General features: G+C 31.6%; 22 protein-coding genes. 12 read left to right on the top strand and 10 right to left on the bottom strand.

Annotated features, from left to right (window positions below):
- Positions 1 to 89 precede the first annotated feature (89 nt).
- From Q0616_RS04440 to Q0616_RS04410, 7 genes are all read right to left on the bottom strand, one after another.
- The gene (locus Q0616_RS04440) at positions 90 to 797 is read right to left on the bottom strand and encodes a rhomboid family intramembrane serine protease (RefSeq protein ID WP_171622721.1); all 708 of its coding nucleotides are present in this window, start codon (positions 795 to 797) and stop codon (positions 90 to 92) included.
- Positions 797 to 3,370 carry a DNA gyrase/topoisomerase IV subunit A gene (locus tag Q0616_RS04435; protein WP_286483835.1) on the bottom strand — a complete coding sequence of 858 codons (2,574 nt, stop codon included), beginning with the start codon at positions 3,368 to 3,370 and terminating at the stop codon, positions 797 to 799. The genes Q0616_RS04440 and Q0616_RS04435 overlap by 1 nt, the downstream gene beginning before the upstream one ends.
- A gap of 4 nt (positions 3,371 to 3,374) precedes the next feature.
- Complete coding sequence (locus Q0616_RS04430; protein ID WP_298775420.1) at positions 3,375 to 3,881, bottom strand: hypothetical protein; 507 nt, start codon at positions 3,879 to 3,881, stop codon at positions 3,375 to 3,377.
- A 52-nt stretch (positions 3,882 to 3,933) separates the two neighbouring features.
- Positions 3,934 to 5,784, bottom strand: coding sequence for a DNA topoisomerase IV subunit B (locus Q0616_RS04425; RefSeq protein WP_260541416.1), 1,851 nt, complete (start codon positions 5,782 to 5,784; stop codon positions 3,934 to 3,936).
- A 267-nt stretch (positions 5,785 to 6,051) separates the two neighbouring features.
- The gene (locus tag Q0616_RS04420; protein ID WP_171622725.1) at positions 6,052 to 6,849 is read right to left on the bottom strand and encodes a choice-of-anchor J domain-containing protein; all 798 of its coding nucleotides are present in this window, start codon (positions 6,847 to 6,849) and stop codon (positions 6,052 to 6,054) included.
- 217 nt (positions 6,850 to 7,066) lie between these two features.
- Positions 7,067 to 8,158, bottom strand: coding sequence for a redox-regulated ATPase YchF (gene ychF, locus Q0616_RS04415; RefSeq protein ID WP_171622726.1), 1,092 nt, complete (start codon positions 8,156 to 8,158; stop codon positions 7,067 to 7,069).
- Positions 8,159 to 8,240: 82 nt separating this feature from the next.
- Positions 8,241 to 8,642 carry a hypothetical protein gene (locus tag Q0616_RS04410; RefSeq protein WP_260541421.1) on the bottom strand — a complete coding sequence of 134 codons (402 nt, stop codon included), beginning with the start codon at positions 8,640 to 8,642 and terminating at the stop codon, positions 8,241 to 8,243.
- Between the two features lie 61 nt (positions 8,643 to 8,703).
- On the opposite strand from Q0616_RS04410, the gene Q0616_RS04405 reads away from it, so the two are divergent.
- On the top strand, positions 8,704 to 9,216 hold the full coding sequence (locus Q0616_RS04405) for a thioredoxin family protein (protein ID WP_260541422.1): 513 nt from the start codon (positions 8,704 to 8,706) through the stop codon (positions 9,214 to 9,216).
- A gap of 35 nt (positions 9,217 to 9,251) precedes the next feature.
- On the opposite strand, the gene Q0616_RS04400 is transcribed toward Q0616_RS04405, so the two are convergent.
- On the bottom strand, positions 9,252 to 9,947 hold the full coding sequence (locus Q0616_RS04400) for an ATP-binding cassette domain-containing protein (protein ID WP_171622729.1): 696 nt from the start codon (positions 9,945 to 9,947) through the stop codon (positions 9,252 to 9,254).
- A 247-nt stretch (positions 9,948 to 10,194) separates the two neighbouring features.
- On the opposite strand from Q0616_RS04400, the gene Q0616_RS04395 reads away from it, so the two are divergent.
- From Q0616_RS04395 to Q0616_RS04345, 11 genes are all read left to right on the top strand, one after another.
- Entirely contained in the window at positions 10,195 to 11,016 is an 822-nt protein-coding gene (locus Q0616_RS04395; RefSeq protein ID WP_225542407.1) for a prephenate dehydratase, read from the top strand.
- Complete coding sequence (locus tag Q0616_RS04390) at positions 11,013 to 12,155, top strand: aminotransferase class I/II-fold pyridoxal phosphate-dependent enzyme (RefSeq protein ID WP_286483836.1); 1,143 nt, start codon at positions 11,013 to 11,015, stop codon at positions 12,153 to 12,155. The genes Q0616_RS04395 and Q0616_RS04390 overlap by 4 nt, the downstream gene beginning before the upstream one ends.
- A complete protein-coding gene (locus Q0616_RS04385; protein ID WP_171622732.1) occupies positions 12,152 to 13,000 on the top strand; it encodes a prephenate dehydrogenase in 849 nt (282 codons plus the stop codon). Before Q0616_RS04390 ends, Q0616_RS04385 begins: the two co-directional genes overlap by 4 nt.
- 99 nt (positions 13,001 to 13,099) lie before the next feature.
- Complete coding sequence (locus Q0616_RS04380) at positions 13,100 to 14,179, top strand: bifunctional 3-deoxy-7-phosphoheptulonate synthase/chorismate mutase type II (RefSeq protein WP_286483837.1); 1,080 nt, start codon at positions 13,100 to 13,102, stop codon at positions 14,177 to 14,179.
- A gap of 6 nt (positions 14,180 to 14,185) precedes the next feature.
- The gene (gene rsgA, locus Q0616_RS04375) at positions 14,186 to 15,106 is read left to right on the top strand and encodes a ribosome small subunit-dependent GTPase A (RefSeq protein WP_286483838.1); all 921 of its coding nucleotides are present in this window, start codon (positions 14,186 to 14,188) and stop codon (positions 15,104 to 15,106) included.
- A 108-nt stretch (positions 15,107 to 15,214) separates the two neighbouring features.
- Positions 15,215 to 15,487 (top strand): hypothetical protein, encoded by a 273-nt coding sequence (locus Q0616_RS04370; protein WP_286483839.1) that lies wholly within the window; start codon positions 15,215 to 15,217, stop codon positions 15,485 to 15,487.
- Between the two features lie 150 nt (positions 15,488 to 15,637).
- Positions 15,638 to 16,087: a D-aminoacyl-tRNA deacylase gene (dtd, locus tag Q0616_RS04365; protein ID WP_225539126.1), complete on the top strand. Its 450-nt coding sequence runs from the start codon at positions 15,638 to 15,640 to the stop codon at positions 16,085 to 16,087.
- A 21-nt stretch (positions 16,088 to 16,108) separates the two neighbouring features.
- The gene (locus Q0616_RS04360) at positions 16,109 to 18,004 is read left to right on the top strand and encodes a DUF3857 domain-containing protein (protein ID WP_298775409.1); all 1,896 of its coding nucleotides are present in this window, start codon (positions 16,109 to 16,111) and stop codon (positions 18,002 to 18,004) included.
- Positions 18,005 to 18,013: 9 nt separating this feature from the next.
- Complete coding sequence (locus tag Q0616_RS04355) at positions 18,014 to 20,032, top strand: DUF3857 domain-containing protein (protein WP_284582824.1); 2,019 nt, start codon at positions 18,014 to 18,016, stop codon at positions 20,030 to 20,032.
- Between the two features lie 87 nt (positions 20,033 to 20,119).
- Positions 20,120 to 20,446, top strand: a complete 327-nt coding sequence (locus tag Q0616_RS04350; RefSeq protein ID WP_135834709.1) for a nucleotide pyrophosphohydrolase — start codon at positions 20,120 to 20,122, stop codon at positions 20,444 to 20,446.
- A 2-nt stretch (positions 20,447 to 20,448) separates the two neighbouring features.
- Positions 20,449 to 21,678, top strand: coding sequence for a 3-phosphoshikimate 1-carboxyvinyltransferase (locus Q0616_RS04345; RefSeq protein ID WP_298775404.1), 1,230 nt, complete (start codon positions 20,449 to 20,451; stop codon positions 21,676 to 21,678).
- A gap of 58 nt (positions 21,679 to 21,736) precedes the next feature.
- On the opposite strand, the gene Q0616_RS04340 is transcribed toward Q0616_RS04345, so the two are convergent.
- Both Q0616_RS04340 and Q0616_RS04335 read right to left on the bottom strand, forming a co-directional pair.
- Positions 21,737 to 23,569, bottom strand: a complete 1,833-nt coding sequence (locus tag Q0616_RS04340; protein WP_188319525.1) for an ABC transporter transmembrane domain-containing protein — start codon at positions 23,567 to 23,569, stop codon at positions 21,737 to 21,739.
- A 146-nt stretch (positions 23,570 to 23,715) separates the two neighbouring features.
- Positions 23,716 to 24,141, bottom strand: a complete 426-nt coding sequence (locus tag Q0616_RS04335) for a DUF2147 domain-containing protein (protein WP_225541950.1) — start codon at positions 24,139 to 24,141, stop codon at positions 23,716 to 23,718.
- Between the last annotated feature and the right edge of the window lie 61 nt (positions 24,142 to 24,202).

Raw genomic sequence — 24,202 nt, 5'->3', positions numbered from 1 at the left:
TCATTTTTATAATTATTAATTTTTAATCTGTCCAAACTTTTGGGTGCAGTCTATAAATTTTGAAGCTTTTTATTTTGATAATCATTTTTTTATTTCCGATGTTCTTTCAATATCATTATAAATAAAACGATTAGCGGAAGCATCATTCCTAAAATATAATAGGTATTAATTTGTAATATAGTTGGATAAAATAGAATAGCAGTAAGCATCCCTACAATTGCGCCTCCTAAATGTGCGGAATGTCCAATGTTACCTAAATTAGTTTTCATCCCGTAAACAGAATATCCTAAATATAGAATGGCAAAAATCCAAGCAGGAATAGGAAGTGCAAAAAATAATCGTAATTCCATTTCAGGAAAAGCTGCAATCGCAGCAAATAAAATTCCTGTTACTCCTCCCGAAGCTCCTACAGCTGAATAAAAGTTTTCTTTTTTATGAATCAATACCGACAAAAGGTTTCCCCCTATAACAGCTGCTAAAAAGACCAAAAGAAACATGCCGTAGCCTATATTTAATTTTGCATTCGAGAAATCTCCAAACAAAAATCCTTCTGGACTTGCAAAAAATGCAATCACAGGGTTTGCAAAAAAATACAAGGTTAACATATTAAACAACAAATGTGTAAAATCAACATGTAAAAACCCAGAACTTAAAATTCTATAATATTCTTTGTGATGCAGGATAGATCCTACCTGAAATTTATATTTATCAAAGAAAGCATGATCATTAAATCCTTTCCAACTTACCAATACATTTACGCCAATTACGGCTAATGCAACGAGTGAGATATCCCCCATTATTCTTTTATATTTTCTTCTTCATTTGTATTCTCCTCTATTGCATCAAACAATGTCGGCTGCTGCTCTTCTTCTGACTCTGATTCTTCCTCTTCTTCTGGTTCGTCGAATGGAAGTGGCTCCAAAATATTTATTTGTTTCAACTTAAACGTTGTTAACTGATTTCCTTGTGCTTTTATACCTTTAACCGTTATAAATTCTTCTAAATTAATCACTTCTGGTTCTTTTTCTACACCTTTCACTTTAGGAAAAATCAGTTCAATTACAGGTAAATAATCTGTCGAAATAACTTTAATTGACGATTTTCCATCTTCTAATGTATAGAAAATTTGAGGAGAAAACGTATCCTCTAATACAAAGCGTTTCACGAAATAACGTTCTTTCTCTGCATCGAAATACACACAAGAAATTGGTTTTGCAGGTTTCCATTTTTCGATAATTTCTAAATCCTCGTCAAAACGATTACTCAAATCAAATGAAACCAATTTCGCTTCACCTTTTTTATTAATCGTTAAAATTTTATCATCTCCTTTAAAAGAACCCAATAAAATGCCAATTCCATCGGCGTTTAAACGTTTTGTACCCGTGTCAAACCAAATTTCACGAGGGGCTAAAGTTGAAACTCCCTCCTCTTTTAATTCTATTTTTTTGATAGGGTATTTAGTAACCAAATTACCTTTTGAAGCACGACCTTTAATGGCTAAATCAGCAAAATCTATATCAAATTTCATTTTTTTGATGCGTTGATGCGTTTTCAGAATAATTGAAACGACTTCTGCTTCTCCATTTGGATTTGCTGAAAAATATAACACTTCTGAACCTTTATTTCCTGCTGTTAAATCATATTCTTTGTCGCGTGTAATTCCGGTTACAGCAAAACGTTTTTGATAAGCAGGGCCATTTTTACCATCGCGATAAATCAAATTATAAATGGTACGTTTATCATTTTTATGCCAAATTCCGATATGAATAATTCCTTTTCCAACAAATGTCTTTGTATCAACCTTAGTTACAATCATGGAGCCATCATTTTTGAAAACAACAATGTCATCAATGTCAGAACATTCGAATAAAAATTCATCTTTTTTCAATGAAGTTCCGATAAAACCTTCTGTTCTATCCACGTAAAATCGTGTATTTGCTACTGCAACTTTTGTTGCATCAATCGTATCAAATGTTCTAATTTCTGTTTTACGTTCTTTACCTTTTCCGTATTTTGTTTTTAGATTTTTGAAATAATCAATCGCATAATCAATTAAATTAGCTAAATGATGCTTTACATTTTCGATTTTATCTTCTAACGATTCAATAAATTGTTGGGCTTTATCTAAATCAAATTTCGAAATACGTTTGATTCGGATTTCAGTTAATCGGACAATATCTTCTTCTGTAACAGGGCGAACTAAGTGCGCAATATGTGGTTTTAACCCTTTATCAATCGCAGCAATTACTCCTTCCCATGTTTCTTCTTCTTCGATATCGTGGTAGATTCTATTCTCGATAAAAATTCGTTCCAAAGAAGAGAAATGCCATTGTTCTTGTAACTCATCTAACTCAATTTCCAATTCCTTTTTCAATAAGTCAACAGTATTGTTGGTGTTATGAATCAGAATTTCAGAAACGGTCAAAAATTCGGGAGTTTGTTCATTGATGACACACGCATTTGGCGAAATAGAAATTTCGCAATCAGTGAATGCATAAAGTGCATCAATTGTTTTATCGAGGCTACTTCCTGGAACGAGATGAATTAAAATTTCAACTTCTGCTGCGGTATTATCTTCGATTTTTTTAATCTTGATTTTCCCTTTGTCATTGGCTTTCAACACCGAGTCGATCATAGATCCTGTTGTTGTTCCAAAAGGAATTTCTGTGATTTTGAGCGTTGTTTTATCTTCTTGTAAAATTTTTGCACGAATCCGAACTTTACCTCCTCTTAATCCGTCATTATAATCAGAAACATCAATCAATCCTGAAGTTAAGAAATCTGGAAAAATTTGAAATTTCTTTCCTTTTAGATGTAAAATTGACGCATCAATTAATTCATTAAAATTATGAGGTAAAATCTTTGTTGATAGACCTACTGCAATTCCTTCTACTCCCTGTGCTAAAAGTAAAGGAAACTTGATTGGTAAATCGATTGGTTCTTTATTTCGACCATCATACGATGGTTGCCATTTTGTTGTTTTTGGATTATAGACAACTTCTAATGCAAATTTAGTTAATCGTGCTTCTATATAACGAGATGCAGCTGCACGGTCGCCAGTGTAGGTATTTCCCCAGTTTCCTTGCATGTCAATCAACAATTCTTTTTGACCAATTTGCACCATTGCATCACTAATCGCCATATCACCGTGTGGATGATATTTCATTGTATTTCCTACAATGTTCGCAACTTTGTTGTATCGTCCGTCTTCCAACTCACGCATTGAATGTAAAATTCTACGTTGAACTGGTTTCAATCCATCATAAATAGAGGGAATTGCTCGTTCTAAAATTACATAAGAAGCATAGTCAAGAAACCATTCTTGGTACATACCAGAAACTTTCTTGATGCTCTCTTGATTGTCTTGCATCATGTTAAATAGCTACTTCTACTTTTTTTTTAACTATAGAATTAGACGAAACAATTTTATCTAATTCTGTCAAAATAATATTAAGATTTCGATTAGATATGAATGCTAAACGAAATTTCACTTTTGTTAAATTGGTAGGATTCTTTTTACTATTGATATAAAAAACAAGTGTTTTAGAAAATAGTCCTTTCTGAAAATCGTACTTGATTAATTTATATTTTGGTAAATCGATTTTGTTTGGTTTTGTATTCAAGAAGGATAAAAATCCTACATTCTTTGTTTCAAATGTTATCGTTTCCCCTTTTGTGTCAATTGCAAAAAATTGATTTCCACTTTTACAACTCACATAAATCAGTAATGCGATAAAAACAGATACAATATAAGGTGGTATTATGTGATACTTGTGCGGTAAAATACCCGTATACATAATGATGTTTAGAATGATTAAAATAACGATTGTGATGTTAAGCATTCTGAAAAGCTGTATCACATTTATATTATTTTTTTTCATAAATATTATAATAGGTTATTAGGTAGATAGAAAGAATTTGATTTATATAATTTTAATTTTTTATAGCTTCTATTGCTAAATTGTTAATAATAAACTCTTGTCTTGTTGGTGTGTTTTTTCCCATGTAAAATTCTAAAAGACTATCAATCGTTTGATCTTTTCCAATCATTACAGGTTCTAAACGAATATCTTTTCCAATAAAATGTTTAAACTCATCTGGCGATATTTCACCTAATCCTTTGAATCGTGTGATTTCAGGATTTTTCACTTCTTCCAACGCTTTTATTCGTTCGGCTTCAGAATAACAATAACGTGTTTCTTTTTTATTTCTTACTCGAAAAAGAGGTGTTTGTAAAATATATAAATGCCCTTCTTTGATCAATTCTGGAAAAAACTGTAAGAAAAACGTAATAATCAACAAACGAATATGCATTCCATCGACATCGGCATCAGTTGCAATTACAACATTATTGTAGCGTAGATCTTCTAATCCTTCTTCTATGTTTAATGCAGCTTGTAACAAATTAAATTCTTCATTTTCGTACACAATTTTCTTTGTTAAACCATACGAATTTAACGGTTTTCCTCTCAAACTAAATACAGCTTGCGTTTCTACACTTCTACTTTTCGTGATTGATCCGCTGGCAGAATCTCCTTCGGTAATAAAAATCGTTGTATCTAAACGCAATTCAGCTTTTGGATCGTTATAATGTTGACGACAATCGCGCAATTTTTTGTTATGCAAACTTACTTTTTTAGCTCGATCACGTGCTAATTTTCGAATTCCGGAAAGTTCTTTTCGTTCGGTTTCCGATTGTTTTATCTTACGTTCAAGTGCTTGTGCAACTTCTGTATTTTTGTGTAAAAAGTTATCAAGATTTGTTTTGATAAAATCATTTACAAACGTACGAACTGTTGTCATTCCTGGTCCAATTTCATTCGAACCAAGTTTTGTTTTCGTTTGAGATTCAAAAACAGGTTCAATGACTTTAATCGAAATTGCTCCAATAATCGATTTTCTGATATCCGCAGGATCATAATTTTTATTGTAAAATTCGCGTACTGTTTTTACAATTGCTTCTTTAAAAGCTGTTAAATGTGTTCCTCCTTGCGTTGTGTTTTGTCCATTTACGAAAGAATAATAGGTTTCTGAATAAGATTTTGAGCTATGCGTCATCGCTAATTCTATATCATCTCCTTTCAGATGAATAATCTCGTAGATTGTTTCTTCTTCAATATTATCTTTCAATAAATCTTTCAATCCATCTTTCGAAAAGAATTCTTCTCCATTAAAAATAATTTTCAATCCAGGATTTAAATAGACATAGTTTCTCAACATTTTATCTACATATTCCTTTCTGAATTTAAAATTCAGGAAAATTGATTTATCTGGAACAAACGTAATTTTGGTACCTTTTCTTAAAGAGGTTTCTTTCTCATCTTCTTGAGATTTCAGAATTCCTTTCTCAAATTCTGCTACACGCGTTTTTCCATCACGAATAGATTGAACACGAAATGATGTCGACAAAGCATTTACCGCTTTTGTACCAACACCATTTAAACCAACCGATTTCTTGAAGGCCTGTGAATCGTATTTACCTCCTGTATTCATCTTAGAAACAGCATCAACCATTTTTCCAAGAGGAATTCCACGACCATAATCACGAATTGTTACTTCATCTTCGCGCAGATTAATCTCGATAGTTTTCCCTGCTCCCATCACAAATTCGTCGATACAGTTATCTACAATCTCTTTCAACAATATATAAATCCCATCATCTTGAGACGAACCATCTCCCAGCTTCCCAATATACATACCAGGTCGCATACGAATATGTTCGCGCCAATCAAGAGTTTTGATATTGTCTTCCGTATAATTTACTTGTTGATCTATTTCTGACATTTGAGTTGTTGAGTGTTAAAACGAGTTTTACAAAAATAAGAAAAAAAATCTTAATATTTTGAAGGTTCATTGATTTGATTTTGAGTGAAATCAACCTATTTTGGAAAATGATTAAATCAAAGTTGCCTCATGCTTCTTCTCTTATTTTTTGTTGAATCAATTGACAAATGAACATCAAGCGATAAATTTAAGACAAAGATTTCATGATAATGATTTTGTTTTCTTAAACAAAAAAAAACGAGTTGCAATTACACAACTCGTTTACTTTTATTTTTTTATAATTTTTCTCGAAATAACGCTATCTTCCGTATAGAAATTAACAATGTAAACTCCTTTTGGCAAGGTTGAAATATTAGCTTCTGACTTCTGAACTTCTAACATTTGTTTTCCTGTAACATCAAATATTTTAACTCTTTTCACCTCTTTTATTCCTGCTATTTTTACGAATCCATTATCTTGGAATACTGTAATTGTAGATTGATTAACATCTGAAACAGCTAATTTTTCTTGTACAACTTTAACATCATCCAATCCTATATATAAAATATCAGAACAATCGTAATGTCTAAAAACCAATTGCACATCTTGACCAGCATAATCAGAAATATCCACATTTACTGTTTTGGCAACATCGAAATAACCACCGTCTAAGGTTTCTTCATAAACAGGCGTCTCAGTACCTACAAAAGTTGTATTTGCAGGAATTACATAAACAGCATAATGTTCTTCAAAATAACCTTCTTCGTTATCTGCAGCTGAAACTTTAAATGTCAATTCGGTTTTATTACCTTCAGGAATTGTGAATATAGGACTTGTTAAAGTATTGTCTGGCGTAAAAACTTGAAAAAACCAAGAAAAAGACCAAGCGAAAGACCCCGTAAACGAAGGCGCTTCTGCTTCTGCTGCTTCTACAAATTGCCAAGTATCTTTATCTCCATCCAAATCACCTATTGTCCATAAAGCTTGTTTTTCTGGTGTATCAAAATTTTCTTCGAAAATTGTAGTCTGAGCATTAATTTGAGAAGCAAACAATACACCTCCTAATAAAAGTAAATTTTTAATCATATCTTATTCGTGTTAATAAATTAGATGGTAATATAATTAAATTCACTCTTCATTTGATTAAACATCCTGAAAAATTTCACATAAATCTACATTTTCACCATAAAACAAATACTTTATTGAATATTATTTACTTCTTTTTAAGATTTAACTAAATTAATCGTACAAAAAAAAGCTCAATCTTTCGATTGAGCTTTCTATATTTCGTTTCAATATATGCTTAAACATTAAATAAGAAATGCATAATATCACCGTCTTGTACGATATATGCTTTACCTTCTACGTTTAATTTTCCTGCTTCACGACATTTTGCTTCAGAACCGTAAGTCAAGAAATCTTCAAATTTGATTACTTCTGCACGAATAAATCCTTTTTCAAAATCGGTGTGAATAACTCCAGCAGCTTGTGGTCCTGTAGATCCTTTTTTAATTGTCCATGCACGAACTTCTTTTACACCAGCTGTAAAATAAGTTTCTAAGTTTAGTAAAGAATAAGCAGAGCGAATCAAACGATTAACACCAGGCTCCTCTAATCCTAATTCTTCTAAGAAAATTTGACGCTCGTCGTATGTTTCTAACTCGTTGATATCCGCTTCAATTTGAGCTGCTAAAACCAATACTTCTGCATGTTCGTCTTTTACCGCTTCTTTTACTTTCGCAACAAATTCGTTTCCATCTTTTGCTGCAGATTCGTCAACATTACACAAGTACAAAACTGGTTTCGCTGTAATTAATTGCAAAGAATCAATAATTTCTTGTTCTTTTTCATCTAATTCCATTTCACGAACATTTTTTAACTCTTCTAAATGAGCAATAACAGCAGTCAAAACTTCTACTATTTTTTGTTCTTCTTTGTTACCAGCTTTAGCCGCTTTTTTAGACTTATCGATTCGTTTTACAACCGTATCTAAATCCTTTAATTGCAATTCTAAATCAATTGTTTCTTTATCACGAATAGGATCGATAGATCCGTCAACGTGCGTAATGTTTTCGTTTTCGAAACAACGTAAAACGTGAATAATAGCATTACACTCACGAATATTTCCTAAAAATTGATTTCCTAAACCTTCTCCTTTACTTGCTCCTTTTACCAAACCAGCAATGTCCACTATTTCTACAACTGCAGGTACAACGCGTTCTGGGTTTACAATTTCTTCTAATTGATTTAGACGTGTATCTGGTACAGAAACCGTTCCTACATTAGGTTCAATTGTACAGAAAGGATAATTCGCCGATTGTGCTTTTGCATTCGACAAACAGTTAAATAAAGTAGATTTACCAACATTAGGCAATCCAACAATTCCACATTTCATATATGTTGTCTCTTTTTTTAATGATTGATTATTAGATCGATGTTCTAATAATTTTGTGCAAAGATAATGATTTCCATTAAATTTATTGAACCGAAGAAACTCTGTTCAATTTTATATTTAAGACATTACCAGAATATGATTTCATTTCGCCCAACAAGCAATCGCATGTAGTATCATAATTCAAATCATAATAATTAGATGTTTTATCAAGATTGATCTTTCTGAATTTGAGTTGAGGAAAATTAAAAACAATAGAATCTGTCACATCTTTTTCATAACCGTCCTGAAAATCAAATTCAATTTTCAGTTTTGATTTAATTTTAGAAACATCCATGATTGCATTACTTTTTGACAATGGAACTTCTACCACTTTCGATTTATAATCCAAAAAGTCTTGTTGCCATTTTCCTTCTATTGTTTTTATGTTATTCGTAGCACAACTTGTCAGTAAAATCAAGAAAATAAATCCTAAATAATGTTTCATAAGTGTTAATTTTAATTGAAAATACAATTATTTTTTTACATTTACTTAAATACTTATTACAATGAAATTAAACGTTTTAATTATTGGTTTTGTAATCGCCTTAAGTAGTATTGTAAATGCACAAACAGCAACAGAAATATTAACTAAAGCTCAAAATCAAGCAAAAGTTGAAAATAAAAATGTCTTTTTAATTTTTCATGCTTCTTGGTGTGGTTGGTGTAAAAAGATGGAAAAAAACATGGACGATCCTCTTGTAAAATCTTATTTTGATGCGAATTATGTCAAGACTTTTATGACAGTACAAGAACGAGCAGAAAAGAAAAATTTAGAAACGCCCGGTGGAGATGCTGTTAATGAGAAATTAAGAGGAAAAGATCAAGGTTTACCTTTTTGGGTAATTTTAGATTCGACAGGAAAAGTCTTAGAAGATTCTCGTGTGAATGGTGAAAATATCGGTGGTCCAGCTTCAGAGGAAGAAGTAAATCAATTAATCACTAAACTTGAAACAACATCTAAAAACGAAAAAGTTAATCCCGAAAAAATAAAAGAAGTTTTTATCTTGAAAAAGAAATAATTCATAAATAAAATCCGCTCAATGAGCGGATTTTATTATTGTGTCAAAACATGAAAAGCTTCTTCCAAGTTTTTATATTGTCCTTTAAATTCTTCAATAGATTGATCTGCGATAATTTTACCTTTATTCAATAGAATTACACGTGAACAAAGCGCTTCTACTTCTTGCATAATATGCGTCGATAAAATCACTGTTTTTTCTTTTCCAATTTCACGAATAACTTCTCTTATTTCTATAATTTGATTTGGATCCAAACCATTTGTAGGCTCATCTAAAATTAATATTTCTGGACTCGAAATAATCGCTTGAGCCAATCCGACACGTTGTTTATAACCTTTTGATAACTGATGAATTTTCTTGTGTTTTTCGGGAGATAACCCTACTTTTTCAATTACTTCATCTATTTTTGATTTTGGTACTTTTCTTATGTTTGTGACAAATTCTAAATATTCTTTCACGTACATATCCATATACAGCGGATTATTTTCTTGTAAAAACCCAATCAATTTCTTTGATTCTATTGGTTGAGTCGAAACATTCAAGTCATTCACAGAAATTTCTCCAGCATCTGTATTAATTGCATTGGTAATACTTTTCATCAAGGTAGATTTTCCTGCTCCATTTGGTCCTAATAAACCAACAACTTCTCCATTGTTTATAGAAAATGAAACATTGTCTAAAGCTAATTGTTCGCCGTATTTTTTTACTAAATCTTTAATGATTATTCCCATTTGATGAAAAAATTTCGATAAAATTAGTGAAAAAGATTTGGATATATAAAATTTTATCTTTTAGATTTGTAACTGTAAAAATAAAAAAGTCAAGAATGACATCATTCAATTATTTTAACGCATTTTTCTTTTACTTTTTTGGATATTATCCAGGAGAGCAGGGACTGCGTTGTCGTAATTGATTGTAACATCAACATAAGATAATTTAAAGTCCCGCATTTTGTGGGACTTTTTTTGTGGAAAAAAAATGAAAACAAGAGTTGCAATACAAGGTTATATTGGTTCGTATCATCATGAAGCTGCCAATAATTATTTAGGAAATGACATCGAAATTGTAGAATGTGATACATTCAAAACCTTGGCAAAATCGCTTGCAAAAGGAAAGGTTGACAAAGCAGTAATGGCAATTGAAAACACAATCGCCGGAGCAATTTTACCAAACTATGCATTGCTTACAAAATACAATTTAAAAGTTGTTGGCGAGATTTATTTATCCATTCAACATCAACTAATGGTCAAAAAAGGACAAATTTTAGAAGACGTAAAAGAAGTTCGTTCGCATCAAATGGCCTTATTACAATGTGATAAGTTTCTTGAAAAACATCCAACTTGGCGCGTTGTAAATGATATTGATACCGCATTAACAGCCAAAGATATTGTAGAACAAGATTTAAATGATGTTGCGGCGATAGCCTCTCGAAAGGCAGCAGAAGTTTATGGATTAGACATTTTAGCTTCGAGCATTCAAACGTTTCAAGATAATTTTACTCGTTTTTTTGTATTGCAACGCGAGCACAATGATTACGAAGATTTCAACAAAGTTTCGATGCGATTTTCAGTTCCACACAAAGCTGGTGCTTTGGTAGATGTACTGAATCAAATTGCGGAATGTGGAATTAATATGGATAAAATACAATCTGTTCCAATTATCGAAAAACCTTGGGAATATTCTTTTCACATCGACATTACGTTCGATCAAAAAGAAAAATATTATGAGTTACTTGGTAAAATTGCACGAAAATTAACGGATTTAGAAATATTAGGCGAATATAAACTGGGAAAAAAATGATAGCAGAAGCCCAACGATTAGAAAGTGTTCAGGAATACTATTTCTCGAAAAAATTACAAGAAATAGCGAACATGAAAACCGACATACCAATCATTTCATTAGGAATTGGAAGTCCAGATTTACAACCTCATCCAGATGTGATTGCAGCATTAATCAAAAATTCTCAAAGCGGAATTAATGGTTATCAAAGTTATCGAGGTATTCCAGAAATGAGAGAGGCAATGGCTAATTTTTACAAAAATAAGTTTCATGTAACAGCTAATCCTACAACTGAAATTTTACCGCTGATGGGTTCAAAAGAAGGAATTATGCATATTTCGATGGCTTTTCTGAATGAAGGCGATAAAGTTTTGATACCAAATCCTGGTTACCCAACGTATTCTTCGGTAACTGAATTAGTACAAGCAGAACCCTTGTTCTACGATTTGAAAAATGAAAATAATTGGCTACCTGATTTTGAACAATTAGAAAAATTAGCTGAACAAAAACCCAAAATCATGTGGTTAAATTACCCACATATGCCTACAGGAGCTAAAGCTTCGAAAGATGTTCTAAGAAAAATAGTGGAATTTGCTACTCGTCACAATATTTTAATCGTCAATGATAATCCGTATAGTTTTATTCTGAACGATGAACCAACAAGTATATTAGCAATTGATGGCGCAAAAGAGGTTTGTATTGAACTGAATTCCTTAAGCAAAACCTTTAATATTGCGGGGTGGCGTGTAGGAATGGTAATCGGAAAAGAAGCTTTTATTAACGCTATATTAAAAGTGAAATCTAACATGGATTCGGGAATGAATTTTGCTATACAAAAAGCCGCTACAAAAGCACTTTTAGTCGATGATTCTTGGTACGATGAGTTGACAAAAGTATACGCAGAACGAAGAAAAGTGATTTGGGAAATTGCAGATATTCTAAATGTAAACTATAACCCAGATGCTGCAGGAATGTTTATTTGGGCAAAGCTTCCAGATGGAAAAGATGATAAAGAATTTATTGACGAAATTCTTCACGACAAGAAAGTGTTTATAACACCAGGAAGTATTTTTGGAAGCAATGGTGAAGGTTTTATTCGATTCTCACTATGTGCACCATTAGAGAAGTTGATTGAAGTTAAGAAAAGAGTCGAAGCATGAAAACAATTTCAGTAATCGGTTTAGGATTAATCGGAGGTTCGTTTGCTTTAGCGTTAAAAAAAGTTGGTTTTGCCGAAAAAATTATTGGAGTAGATCAAAATGTAACGCATCAAATTGAAGCGTTAGAATTAGGTATTGTCGATGAAATTGCACCATTAAATGAAGCACTTTCTCAATCAGATTTAGTCGTTATTGCAGTTCCAATTAATTCGATTCAGAAAGTATTACCAGAGATTTTAGATCAAATTAATGATAAAACAATTGTGATGGATATGGGATCAACAAAAGCTGGAATTTGTAAAAAGGTTTTGAATCATCCCAAAAGAAAACAGTTTGTTGCTACACATCCAATTGCTGGAACTGAAAATTCAGGACCAAAAGCAGCTTTTCCAGAACTTTTCTTAAACAAAGTCGCAATTTTATGTGATGTTGAAAAAAGTGAAAAAGAAGCTGTTAAAAAAGTGAAAAAGATTTATCAATCGCTTTGGATGAATGTCAAAACGATGACATCTGATGCGCATGATGCACATATTGCTTATGTTTCTCATCTTTCACATATTACATCGTTTGCCTTGGGACAAACTGTTTTAGAAGAAGAAAAAAACGAAGAAGCAATTTTTGACATGGCAGGTTCTGGGTTTGAATCTACTGTTCGTTTAGCAAAAAGTTCACCTGATATGTGGACACCTATTTTGATTCAGAACCGAGAAAATTTACTCAATGCGATTGATGCTTATCAAACCCAAATTTCTAAAATCAGAAAAATGATCGAAGAAAAAGAAGCCACTGATATTCATCAATATTTAAAAAATACGAACGACATACGTCGAATCTTAAATAAATAAAATAATAGCTGTCTTTCTGAGCTTGGCGAAGAATCACAAAAAAGAATAAATAATTTACACTAAAACAAGTAAATATTAAACCTTAAATTTGTAAATATTATGGAAAATAATAATTGGATAAAAGAATACGATAAACCAATGATCATCGCTGGACCTTGTAGTGCAGAAAGTGAAAAACAAATGATGACAATCGCCGAAGATTTGGACAAAGATTATATACAAGTTTTTCGTGCTGGAATTTGGAAGCCTCGTACTAAACCAAATTGTTTCGAAGGAGTTGGTGCAATCGGATTAAACTGGTTGAAAAAAGTAAAAGACGAATTCGGAATGAAAATCGCAACTGAAATTGCCAACGCAAATCACGCAAAATTAGCATTAGAATATGATGTTGATGTATTGTGGATTGGTGCACGTTCTACTGTAAACCCGTTTACAGTTCAGGAAATAGCAGAAGCTTTACGCGATACAGACAAAACTGTTTTGGTGAAAAATCCTGTTAATCCAGATTTAGATTTATGGATTGGAGCTTTAGAACGTTTAGAGGGTCAAGGAATCAAAAACTTAGGTGCCATTCACCGTGGTTTCTCTACGTATAAAAAGACAAAATACCGTAACAATCCACAATGGCAAATAGCGTTAGATTTCAAAAATAAATTACCTAATGTTCCAATTATATGTGATCCATCTCATATTTGTGGAAATAGAACAGGTTTATTTGATGTTGCTCAACAAGCCTTCAATTTCGAGTACAACGGATTAATGATTGAAACACATAATAATCCTGATGAAGCTTGGTCGGATGCTGCACAACAAATTACGCCAGCTCGTTTATTAGAAATCTTGAAAGATTTAGAAATTCGCCAATCTGATGATCCAGATGCAATTTACAAAACTGGAATTGAAAACTTACGTCATCAAATTGATGAATTAGATAACTCTATTTTAGATACTATTGCACAACGTATGAGAGTTGCAAATTCTATTGGAGAATTGAAAAAAGAACATAATGTGGCTGTTTTTCAACCAGATCGTTGGAAACAAATTAAAGATAATTCGGTAAAAGCTGGAGTTTCTTTAGGTTTATCGGAGGATTTTGTTGATAAATTATTACAAGCAATACATCAAGAGTCTGTTGCACAACAGAACCAGATTATGGTTAAAAAAGAAGAAAAAATATAAACAATATTGAAAGGAATTGTCATAAAATCTACTGGTAGCTGGTATCATCTTCTTACGGAAGATGGTACAACTTATCAGGCAAGAATTAGAGGAAAATTTAGAATAGCAAATATCAAACACACTAACCCAATTGCGGTTGGTGATGAGGTTGATTTTGAAATTGATAAAGATGATATTGCGGTTATTACAAAAATATATGACCGTAAGAATTACATCATTCGAAAATCGGTCAACCTTTCCAAAAAAACACACATTATTGCTTCTAATATTGATGTCGCTTTTTTGGTTGTAACGCTTACTAATCCCAAAACTTCGTTTGGTTTTATTGACCGATTCTTGATTACTGCCGAAGCTTATCATATTCCTGTTGTCATTCTATTCAATAAAATGGATTCGTACACAGCAGATGAAATCGCTGAATTAGAAATTTACAAATCAATATACAATACAATTGGTTACGAAAGCATTGATATTTCTGCCGAAACAGGTTTAAATTTAGATAAAGTAAAAGCGTTAATGAAAGATAAAGTAAGTTTAGTTTCAGGACATTCTGGAGTTGGAAAATCTACATTATTAAATACATTAAATCCCGATTTAAATTTAAAAACGCACGAAGTATCTGATTTTAATAGCAAAGGACAGCATACCACAACTTTTGCCCAAATGTACGAATGGCCTTTTGGTGGTTTCATTATCGATACTCCTGGAATCAAAGAATTTGGTTTAGTACACATTGATAAATCTGAATTGCAAGGTTACTTTCCTGAAATTTTAGCGTTGAAATACAATTGTAAGTTTGATAATTGTATTCATGTTAACGAACCAAAATGTGCTGTTCGAGATGCTGTTGAAAATGGTGAAATAGCTATTTCTCGTTACGAAAATTACCTCACTTTTTTAGAAGAAGATATTTACACTGGTAAATAAAATAGCATAAATAAGCCGTTTCTATAGAAATGGCTTATTTTTTTTCAAATTACGGTTTCACGTAAAAAAAGACCATTCACTCCATTTATTTTTGCTAAAATTATTTGAATGAACAATTTATCTGTGCAAATTGCATTGGATTTTGTAGAATGCACAAAAGAACAAAAAGAAATATTTTTGAAACATTTGGAAGTTTTAAAATGGCAGCCAATTAATCCAAATAAATTATGGATTGCTGAGTTCGAAAATAGTGAAAACAATCAAAGTCGATTAGATAGTATTGAGCGAGAATTAATCTTAGCAAAAGAAATCTCTAATCTGTATGAATTAGATTATGCAATAATTATTGAAAATGAAATTTATTTTAATCAATTAAATTAACCATAATAAACATAAAGCGATTGCTTTCCAAACTAAAATTACGACAAAGCGTTAAAACTCATTTAAAATATGTATTTTTAACGCTTCTTTATTTGTTAATTTTTTCTTAAATTTCTAAAGTTTTTTTATTAAATACAAGACACCTTATTTATGCGAATGATTTTACAGCGTGTACAACATGCTTCTGTAATGGTTGAAGGAGAAATAACTGGAAAAATAAACAACGGAATTTTGGCTTTGGTAGGTTTTGAGCCTGAGGATACAAAAGACGATTTTGAATGGATTTCAAAAAAAATGATTCAATTAAGAATTTTTAACGATGAAAACGGGGTAATGAATTTAGACGTGCAACAAACAAAAGGTGACATTTTGATCGTTTCCCAGTTCACGTTACATGCTTCAACAAAAAAAGGAAACCGTCCTTCTTACATAAAAGCATCAAAACCAGATTTAGCTCAAGAGCAATATCACTCTTTTTTGGAGGTTTTAGAGACCAATTACAAGCCTGTACAAAAAGGAATTTTCGGTGCCGATATGAAAGTTGAATTACTCAACGATGGTCCAGTAACCATTTTTATCGATTCGAAAAATAAAGAATAATTAATATAACACTATTATTGAATGAATAAAACTCTACTTTTTACAACTTTATTTATCAGTTCTTTTTGCTTTTCGCAAAATTATGCAGTCGATCAAATTCCAGCCGATTTGTTAAAAGATGCCTATGCTGTTGTCCGAAAGGAGGATGAAAAAATTGATCTTTTAAAAATTGATGAACTCAAACACACAAAAGAAGTTGTGGTTACAGTTTTGAATAAAGCTGGAGATAGCTATGTAAGAGCACAAGCACATTACAATCCGAATATCAAAATTGATGCATTAGAAGCTGTGTTGTTTGATGCGAATGGCAAGGAAATTAAAAAATTTAAATCCAAAGATTTTAGTGATCAAAGTTTTGTGAGTAGTGGTCAAATGTACACGGATGATCGTATCAAATACCTTAATTTCACGCCTACTCAATATCCTTATACGATACATTATAAAATTTCGATTACGAGTAAAAATACGATTGGTATCCCAAAATGGTTTCCTGTAAAAGCTCCAAATTTATCCATCGAAAAATCATCTTATTCTTTCACGAATAAAACAAATTCTGTTATCCGAAATAAGGAAAATAATTTTGTCGGATTTAACATTCAAAAAGAAGGTGATACGAATAATCTAAACTATAGATTTAATCATATTCCAGCTTTTAACGAAGAAGATAAAATGTTGAGCATCAGAAATATTTTTCCAAATGCTGTTTTAGCTTCGAATCAAATTAATATCGATGGAGTTAAAGGTACATTTGATAATTGGAATGATTACGGAAAATGGACCTACGATTATTTAGTGGGAGGTAAACAAGATTTTACAACAGCTCAAAAATCATTTTTCCAACAGCTTGTAAAAGATGCAAAATCAGAAAAAGAGAAAGTCCAGATTTTGTACAAACATCTCCAAAACAAAGTCCGTTATATTGGTGTACAATTAGGTATCGGTGGACTGTCGCCATTTCCCGCTTCTTATGTAGAAAGTAAAAGTTATGGCGATTGTAAAGCGTTGACAAATTACACGATGTCGATGTTAGATGCTGTTGGCATCAAATCTTATTATACCGAAGTACACTCAGGATCACCTGCACAAGATATGACTGAGGATATGATGTATTTACAAGGTGATCATGTTATCTTGTATGTACCATTAAAAGACGAAGATATATGGTTAGAAACAACTAGTCAAACTTCAGCATTTAATTATTTAGGTGATTTTACAGCGAACAGAAAAGTATTTATTTTAGATGAAAAAGGTGGAAAAATAATTCCTTCTCAAAGTTTCAAACCAGAAGACAATCAATTAATCGTAACTGGTAATGCTACAATCTCTGTTGATGGAACACTGAATTTTCAATTTAAAGAAACGTCAAAAGGATTGATTTATGAAAATTTAGCAAGATACAATCAACTTAGTGAAAAGGATCTTGATATTCGTCTAAAAAACAGATTTTCATCTTTACAAGGAATTCATTTTAAGCAAAAAGAGTTTGAAAACGATTGGGAAAATGCAGTTTTTACATCCAATTTTGATTTTTCAGTTCCTAATTACGCTAAAATTCAGGGAAACAATATCATCATTAATATGATTCCTGTAAATCGTGAAGAAACCTCTTTGAAAAAGGCAAAAGACAGAAAGTTTGATTTTAAAATTGAATCTGGATATGTTGACGAAGTAATCTATTCGCTTGCATTACCTGCTGGTTATAGATTGCCTCAAAAATTTGATTCAATTTCTGTGAAATCGGTTTTTGGTGAATATCATTTAGAAATCAATCCAAAAGAAAATGCCACAATCGAGGTTAAACGTATTTACAAACAATTGCCTGGAAAATTTACCAAAGAAAAGTTCAATGAATATGTAGAATTTCGCCGACAAATAGCAGGATATGACAACACAAAATTACTTTTAGAAAAACTATAACACACTTATATGAAAACATTAATTGCGATAGTGGCCTCTGTTGCTACAGTTTCAAGTTTTGCGCAAGATGTGAAATTTGGAAAAATATCAAAACAAGATTTCGAGAAAACAAAGAGTACAATACAGGCAGATGCTCCAGCAGAAGTTTTGTATGCAGATGGAAATTATAAAGTAAGTTTCAATACAAATCAGGGCGGTGTTGAACAAACAAAAAAAGTTTTTTATCGCATGATTGTCTTTGATAAAGACAAAACACCTGACGATGTTTTAAAAATTGAAATTCCTATTTATAAAAGCACAACAACTGATCAAGATAAATTACTTTCTTTAAAAGCTGTTACTTATAACTTAGAAAATGGAAAAATAGTTGAGCAAAAAGTAGAGAAAAAAGATATTTTCTTAGAAAAAGTTCATCGTTTTTTAGATAAGCAAACCTTTACATTTCCAAATGTTAAAAATGGCTCAATCTTAGAATATACATACGAAATTGTTTCTCCTTTTGTTCGACAAACTGACGCTTGGTATTTCCAACAATCAATACCAGTTGTTGCAAGTAATTTTACATTTCAAAATCAGGAATATTTTAATTATCAACAAGATTTGAGAGGTGGTTTTACGCCTAAAATATCAACTAACTCGAAAGAAGAAACATTTACAAGTACTTCCTTTGGAAACAGAGGTGTTTCAAGTTTCGGAGGAGATATGGGAAACCAAGGAGCTACTTCAACTACTCAAAAACTAAAATTAAATACCCAAACCTACACTTTAACCAACTTACCTTCTTATTCTCGCGAAGCTTATGTGCTCAATCCACGAAATATGTTAGCAAGTATTCAGTTCGAGCTAGCCTCTTTCTCAGTACCGGGTAGAACAACAGAAAATTATGCGACTACTTGGGAACGCATTGGAAAAGACTTGATGGATCACGAAGGTTTTGGTCGCCAATTAAACGGAAATAACTTTTTAGACGAGACGGTAAACGCAACAATAGCAGGAAAAAATACGAATACCGAAAAAATGACTGCTATCTATGATTACGTTAAAAAGAATTTTACGTGGAACGAATACCACAGCGAAACAACTGAAAAAGGAATAAGAAAAACATTTAATGAGAAATCTGGAAATGTTGCTGATCTTAATTTATTATTGACTACAATGTTGCGAAAAGCTGGATTAAATGCTAATCCTATTGTGTTAAGTTCTTTGCAAAATGGATTAATTAATTATTCATTTCCTTCTCGCAGCAAACTAAATTATGTCATTGTTGGGGCAGATGTGGATAATGATTTTTATCTGATGGATGCGACGGATAAGAATGCACAAATCAATTTATTGCCACTAAGAGCAATCAACGATCGTGGATTTATGGTAAATGAAAAAGGAATCAAAGAAATTCCTTTGCGCAATTCTGTTATGACGAATAATAAAATATCAATTACCGCCGATTTAACTACTGATGGAAATTTGAAAGGTCAATTTTCTAATGTAAGAGATAATTACTTTTATATGTTCGATAAAAATGAAATTGCAAACGATCCAAAAGCGTTCGAAAAAGAATTTGTAGAAGATTATAATTTCGAAATTTCTGATTTTAAAACACAAGATAACAATCAAAATAATATTCGTCATCAATTCAAATTTGATGATGTAAAAGTGGATGTTGCAGGAAACAAAATCTTATTCAATCCCTTTCTTTTTGTAACAAACACAAAACATAACTTGAATTTAGAACAACGTAATTATAACATCGAATTTGGTGCGCCAATTACGAATACAAATACAGTGAAAATTAAAATTCCTGAAGGATACAAAGTAGAAACTTTACCTGTAGAAAAACAATTTACAATGCCAGATCAAGTTGGAGGATATGTTTGCAAAGTAATAGAAAAAGATGGCTATATTATTGCTCAAGCTCAAAAAGTAATGCCTTACAGTACTTTACCAGCACAATATTACAAACCATTGAAAGAATTTTTAACAAATATCATTCAAGCTGAAAGTCAGCAAGTGATTTTAGTTAAACAATAAAAATATAGAAACTGCGAATAAAGCCAACTCCAAACGCGAGTTGGCTTTTTATTTTTGTACCTTTATCTTTTAAAAATTTTAAACAAAATGAGCCTTAAACAAGCACAATTAGACGTTGATAATTGGATTAAAGAACACGGTGTTCGTTATTTTAACGAGTTAACAAATATGGCACAACTAACAGAAGAAGTTGGTGAAGTTGCTCGTATTATTGCTCGTCGTTATGGTGAGCAGTCAGAAAAAGAATCAGATAAAAACAAAGACTTAGGCGAAGAATTGGCCGATGTTATTTTTGTGGCGCTTTGTTTAGCAAATCAAACTGGTGTTGATTTAGAGTCTGCTTTTTACAAAAAATTAGATTACAAGACAAAACGTGATCATGATCGTCATCAAAATAATGATAAATTAAAATAAATATGATTGAAATTTCTGCGCTACAATCTTCCATCAATAATCAACTATCGATAACAGGATCCAAAAGCGAAAGCAATCGTTTATTGTTATTAAACCAATTATTTGAGAATGTTTTGACTTTAGAAAATATTTCAAATTCAGAAGATTCTCAGTTAATGCAAAAGGCTTTAGCAAACAAAACAGATTTAATCGATATTCATCACGCTGGAACCGCTATGCGATTTTTGACAGCTTATTTTTCTATTCAAGACGGACGAAAAGTAACGTTAACAGGTTCTGATCGAATGAAACAACGACCTATAAAAATTTTGGTAGATGCGTTAAACGAATTGGGTGCAGAAATTTCGTATCAAGAGAATGAAGGCTATCCACCTTTGTCTATTGTAGGAAAAAAATTAACCAAAGAAACAATCACTATTCCATCTAATATTAGTTCGCAATACATCACAGCGTTATGTTTAATTGGAACGAAATTAGAAAATGGATTGACGATAAATCTTGACGGAAAAATTATTTCTGTTCCATATATTCAAATGACAATTCAGTTGTTGAATAAAGTTGGAATTAAAGCTACTTTCGAAGGAAATACAATTCAAGTTCCTTTTACGAAAAGGATCGAAGCGCAAATAGTACAAGTTGAATCCGATTGGAGTTCGGCTTCTTACTATTATAGTTTGATTGCTTTATCACAAAATTCTGAAGTTAAAATTTCTACATATTTCGAAGACTCTTTACAAGGAGATTCGGCTTTGCAAAATATATATGCAGAAAACTTCGGTGTGATTTCTACTTTTGATAATGGAATTTTAAGCTTAAAAAACGATGCGAATTTTCAGCCTAAACAAAAGATTGAATTAAATTTAATCAATACACCAGATATTGCACAAACCATTGCCGCAACTTGTGTTGGACTGAAAGTAAATTGTATTTTAACAGGGTTAGAAACATTAAAAATCAAAGAAACAGATCGTTTGGTTGCATTGAAAAATGAGTTAGAAAAATTAGGTGCGATTATTCGTATTACTGATGATTCTTTAGCGATAGAAGGTTATCAAGATTTTTCTGAAACACCAACTTTTGAAACATATAATGACCACAGAATGGCAATGTGTATGGCGCCTTTGGCTCAGAAATATGCGATTCGCATTAACAATGAAATGGTCGTAGAAAAGTCATATCCGACATTTTGGGAAGATTGGACAAAATTAGGATTTGAGATTAAATCTATTTAAAATAATATCAAAAAAAAATCCGCTCGTGAGCGGATTTTTTTAGAATATACTAAAGTTTTTATTCAAAATTTTGCATGTTTACAAGATTTGCGTAAACACCTTTTTTCTCTATTAATGAATGATGATTTCCTTCTTCAATAATTTTTCCAGCTTCCATCACCACAATTTTATCTGCATTCTGAATTGTAGATAAACGGTGCGCAATAACCAAAGAAGTACGATTTTGCATCATATTATTTAAGGCAACTTGTACCAATTTCTCCGATTTAGTATCCAATGCCGAAGTCGCCTCATCCAAAACCATAATTGGTGGATTCTTGTAAACTGCACGCGCAATACTTAAACGTTGTTTTTGTCCACCAGAAAGTTTGCTTCCACCCTCTCCTACCGACTCTTGGTATTTTTCTGGCATTTTGATTATAAACTCTTCTGCATTAGCAATTCGCGCAGCACTCACAACTTTCTCCTCACTTGGCGATTTATCTCCCAATGAAATATTATTAAAAATAGTATCATTAAACAGGATAGAATCCTGCGTTACCAATCCAAATAATAAGCGATAATCGTGTAGTTTTATATGTTTAATATCAATTCCATCAATTAATATTTGGCCAGATTTTACATCCCAAAAACGCGTAATTAAATTCGCTAAAGTCGATTTTCCTGAACCTGATTGCCCAACTAAAGCAACTGTTTCTCCTTTATTTATTGTTAAATTAAAATCTTTGATGACATCATGTTTTCCATAGGCGAATGTTACATTTCGAAACTCGATTTTATCTTCAAAAGCTTCAATTCCTTTTGCATTTGGTAAATCTTGAATTGATACATCTGCATCCAAAACTTCAAAGATTCGTTGAGCAGAAACCTCTCCTTTCTGAACATCTGATAAAGCTTTCGAAAACTTTTTAATTGGGTCTAATAAAGTGTAAAAAGTTGCAATATAAAAAATGAATTGTGAACCTGTTAATCCATTTCCTTCTAATGATAATTTTCCTCCAAAAAAGACTATCAATCCAATTGTAACCGCACCTAAAAACTCACTTGTAGGCGAAGCTAAAGCTCTCTTTTTCATAACCTTTTGAAGGTATTTTCTGTAACGATTAATCGATTCATCAAATCGTCCTTTCACTTGGTCTTCAGCATTAAAAATCTTAATGATTTTTAGAGATGTCAACGTTTCATCCACATAGGTAATAATGTTTGATAATTCATCTTGTGCATGAGCAGCAGCTTTTTTTAAGCTTTTACCGATCAAGGAAATAATTGTCCCCATAATAGGAAAAACTAAAATAGCGAATATGGTCAATTGATAACTAACCGTAAATAATACACCCACAAAAACGATAATCATAATTGGCGATCGAACAATTTCGACAATCGAATTGAGAATATTTGATTCTACTTCATTCACATCACTCGAAATACGATTAATCATATCTCCTTTTCGTTTTTCAGTAAAATATGCAACAGGTAAATCGATAATTTTGTTGTGAATATCAACACGTAAATCACGTGTAACACCTGAACGTAAATCCACTAAACATGTTTCCGATAAAAAACTAAAAATATTTCGGAATAAAAAAGCGACTATAAAAATGACACACGAAATTGCCAACACATAAATAGGTCCTTCTGTTTGAGAAACTTCATTCATATAGTAAGCCGAATAATCAGAAAAGAACTGCTTCAAATCATCTAATTTACCCGAATAGATAGGTTTCGTGACAACTTCATTATTTTCTTCACCAAATAAAACGCTCAAAATTGGCATCATAAAAGCTAATGCAACAACATTGAAAAGTGCGTAAAGTAAGTTGAAGATGATCGCTGTTATAAACGAACTTTTATATGGTTTAGCGTAGTTGAACGCTCTTTTAGTTAAACTCATTTTATATTTTTAATCATCAAAAGAATAATTTTGACTTTGCAAATTTAAGCAAAAAAAATAATGACTATTCTTTTTAAGAAATAGTCATTATAGAGTAAATTTTGTGGTTTGATTACTCAGAGTAACCTTTTCGTTTTTGTTTTGATTTATTTAACTCGATGCCAAGTTTGCGTTCTTCCAACAAGAGAAATTCCGATATAACCTCTTACATCAAGTTTGTCATTACCATTTAATGACATTTTTGCTTTGTATTCTTTTCCATTATTAGGATCAAGGATTTTTCCTCCATTCCATTCTTTACCATCTTTTTTAAGACCTGTAAGAATTTGCATTCCTAAAATTGGTTTATTTTTTAACGCTCCTGAACAATCTGTACATTTAGCGTCTTCTTTTCCTTTTGTTAAAATCTTAGTGACTTTACCATACAGTTTTCCATCTTTCTCGAAAATCTCTACGTAAGACTTCGCTTGTTTTGTTTCATCATCAATTGTTTTCCATGTTCCAATCGGTGATTGCGCATACATTAAAGATGTCAACATAAAGAATAATCCGAATAAAATTGATTTTTTCATATTTTTATCCTTTAAAATTTATTTCACTAAAGTAACTCTTTTTTGGTGTAAACAAAACACT

The organism is uncultured Empedobacter sp., from assembly GCF_937930195.1.
Lineage (GTDB): Bacteria > Bacteroidota > Bacteroidia > Flavobacteriales > Weeksellaceae > Empedobacter > Empedobacter stercoris.
Note: the sequence above shows the minus strand (reverse complement) of the source record. Positions and strands in the feature narration are given on the sequence as shown.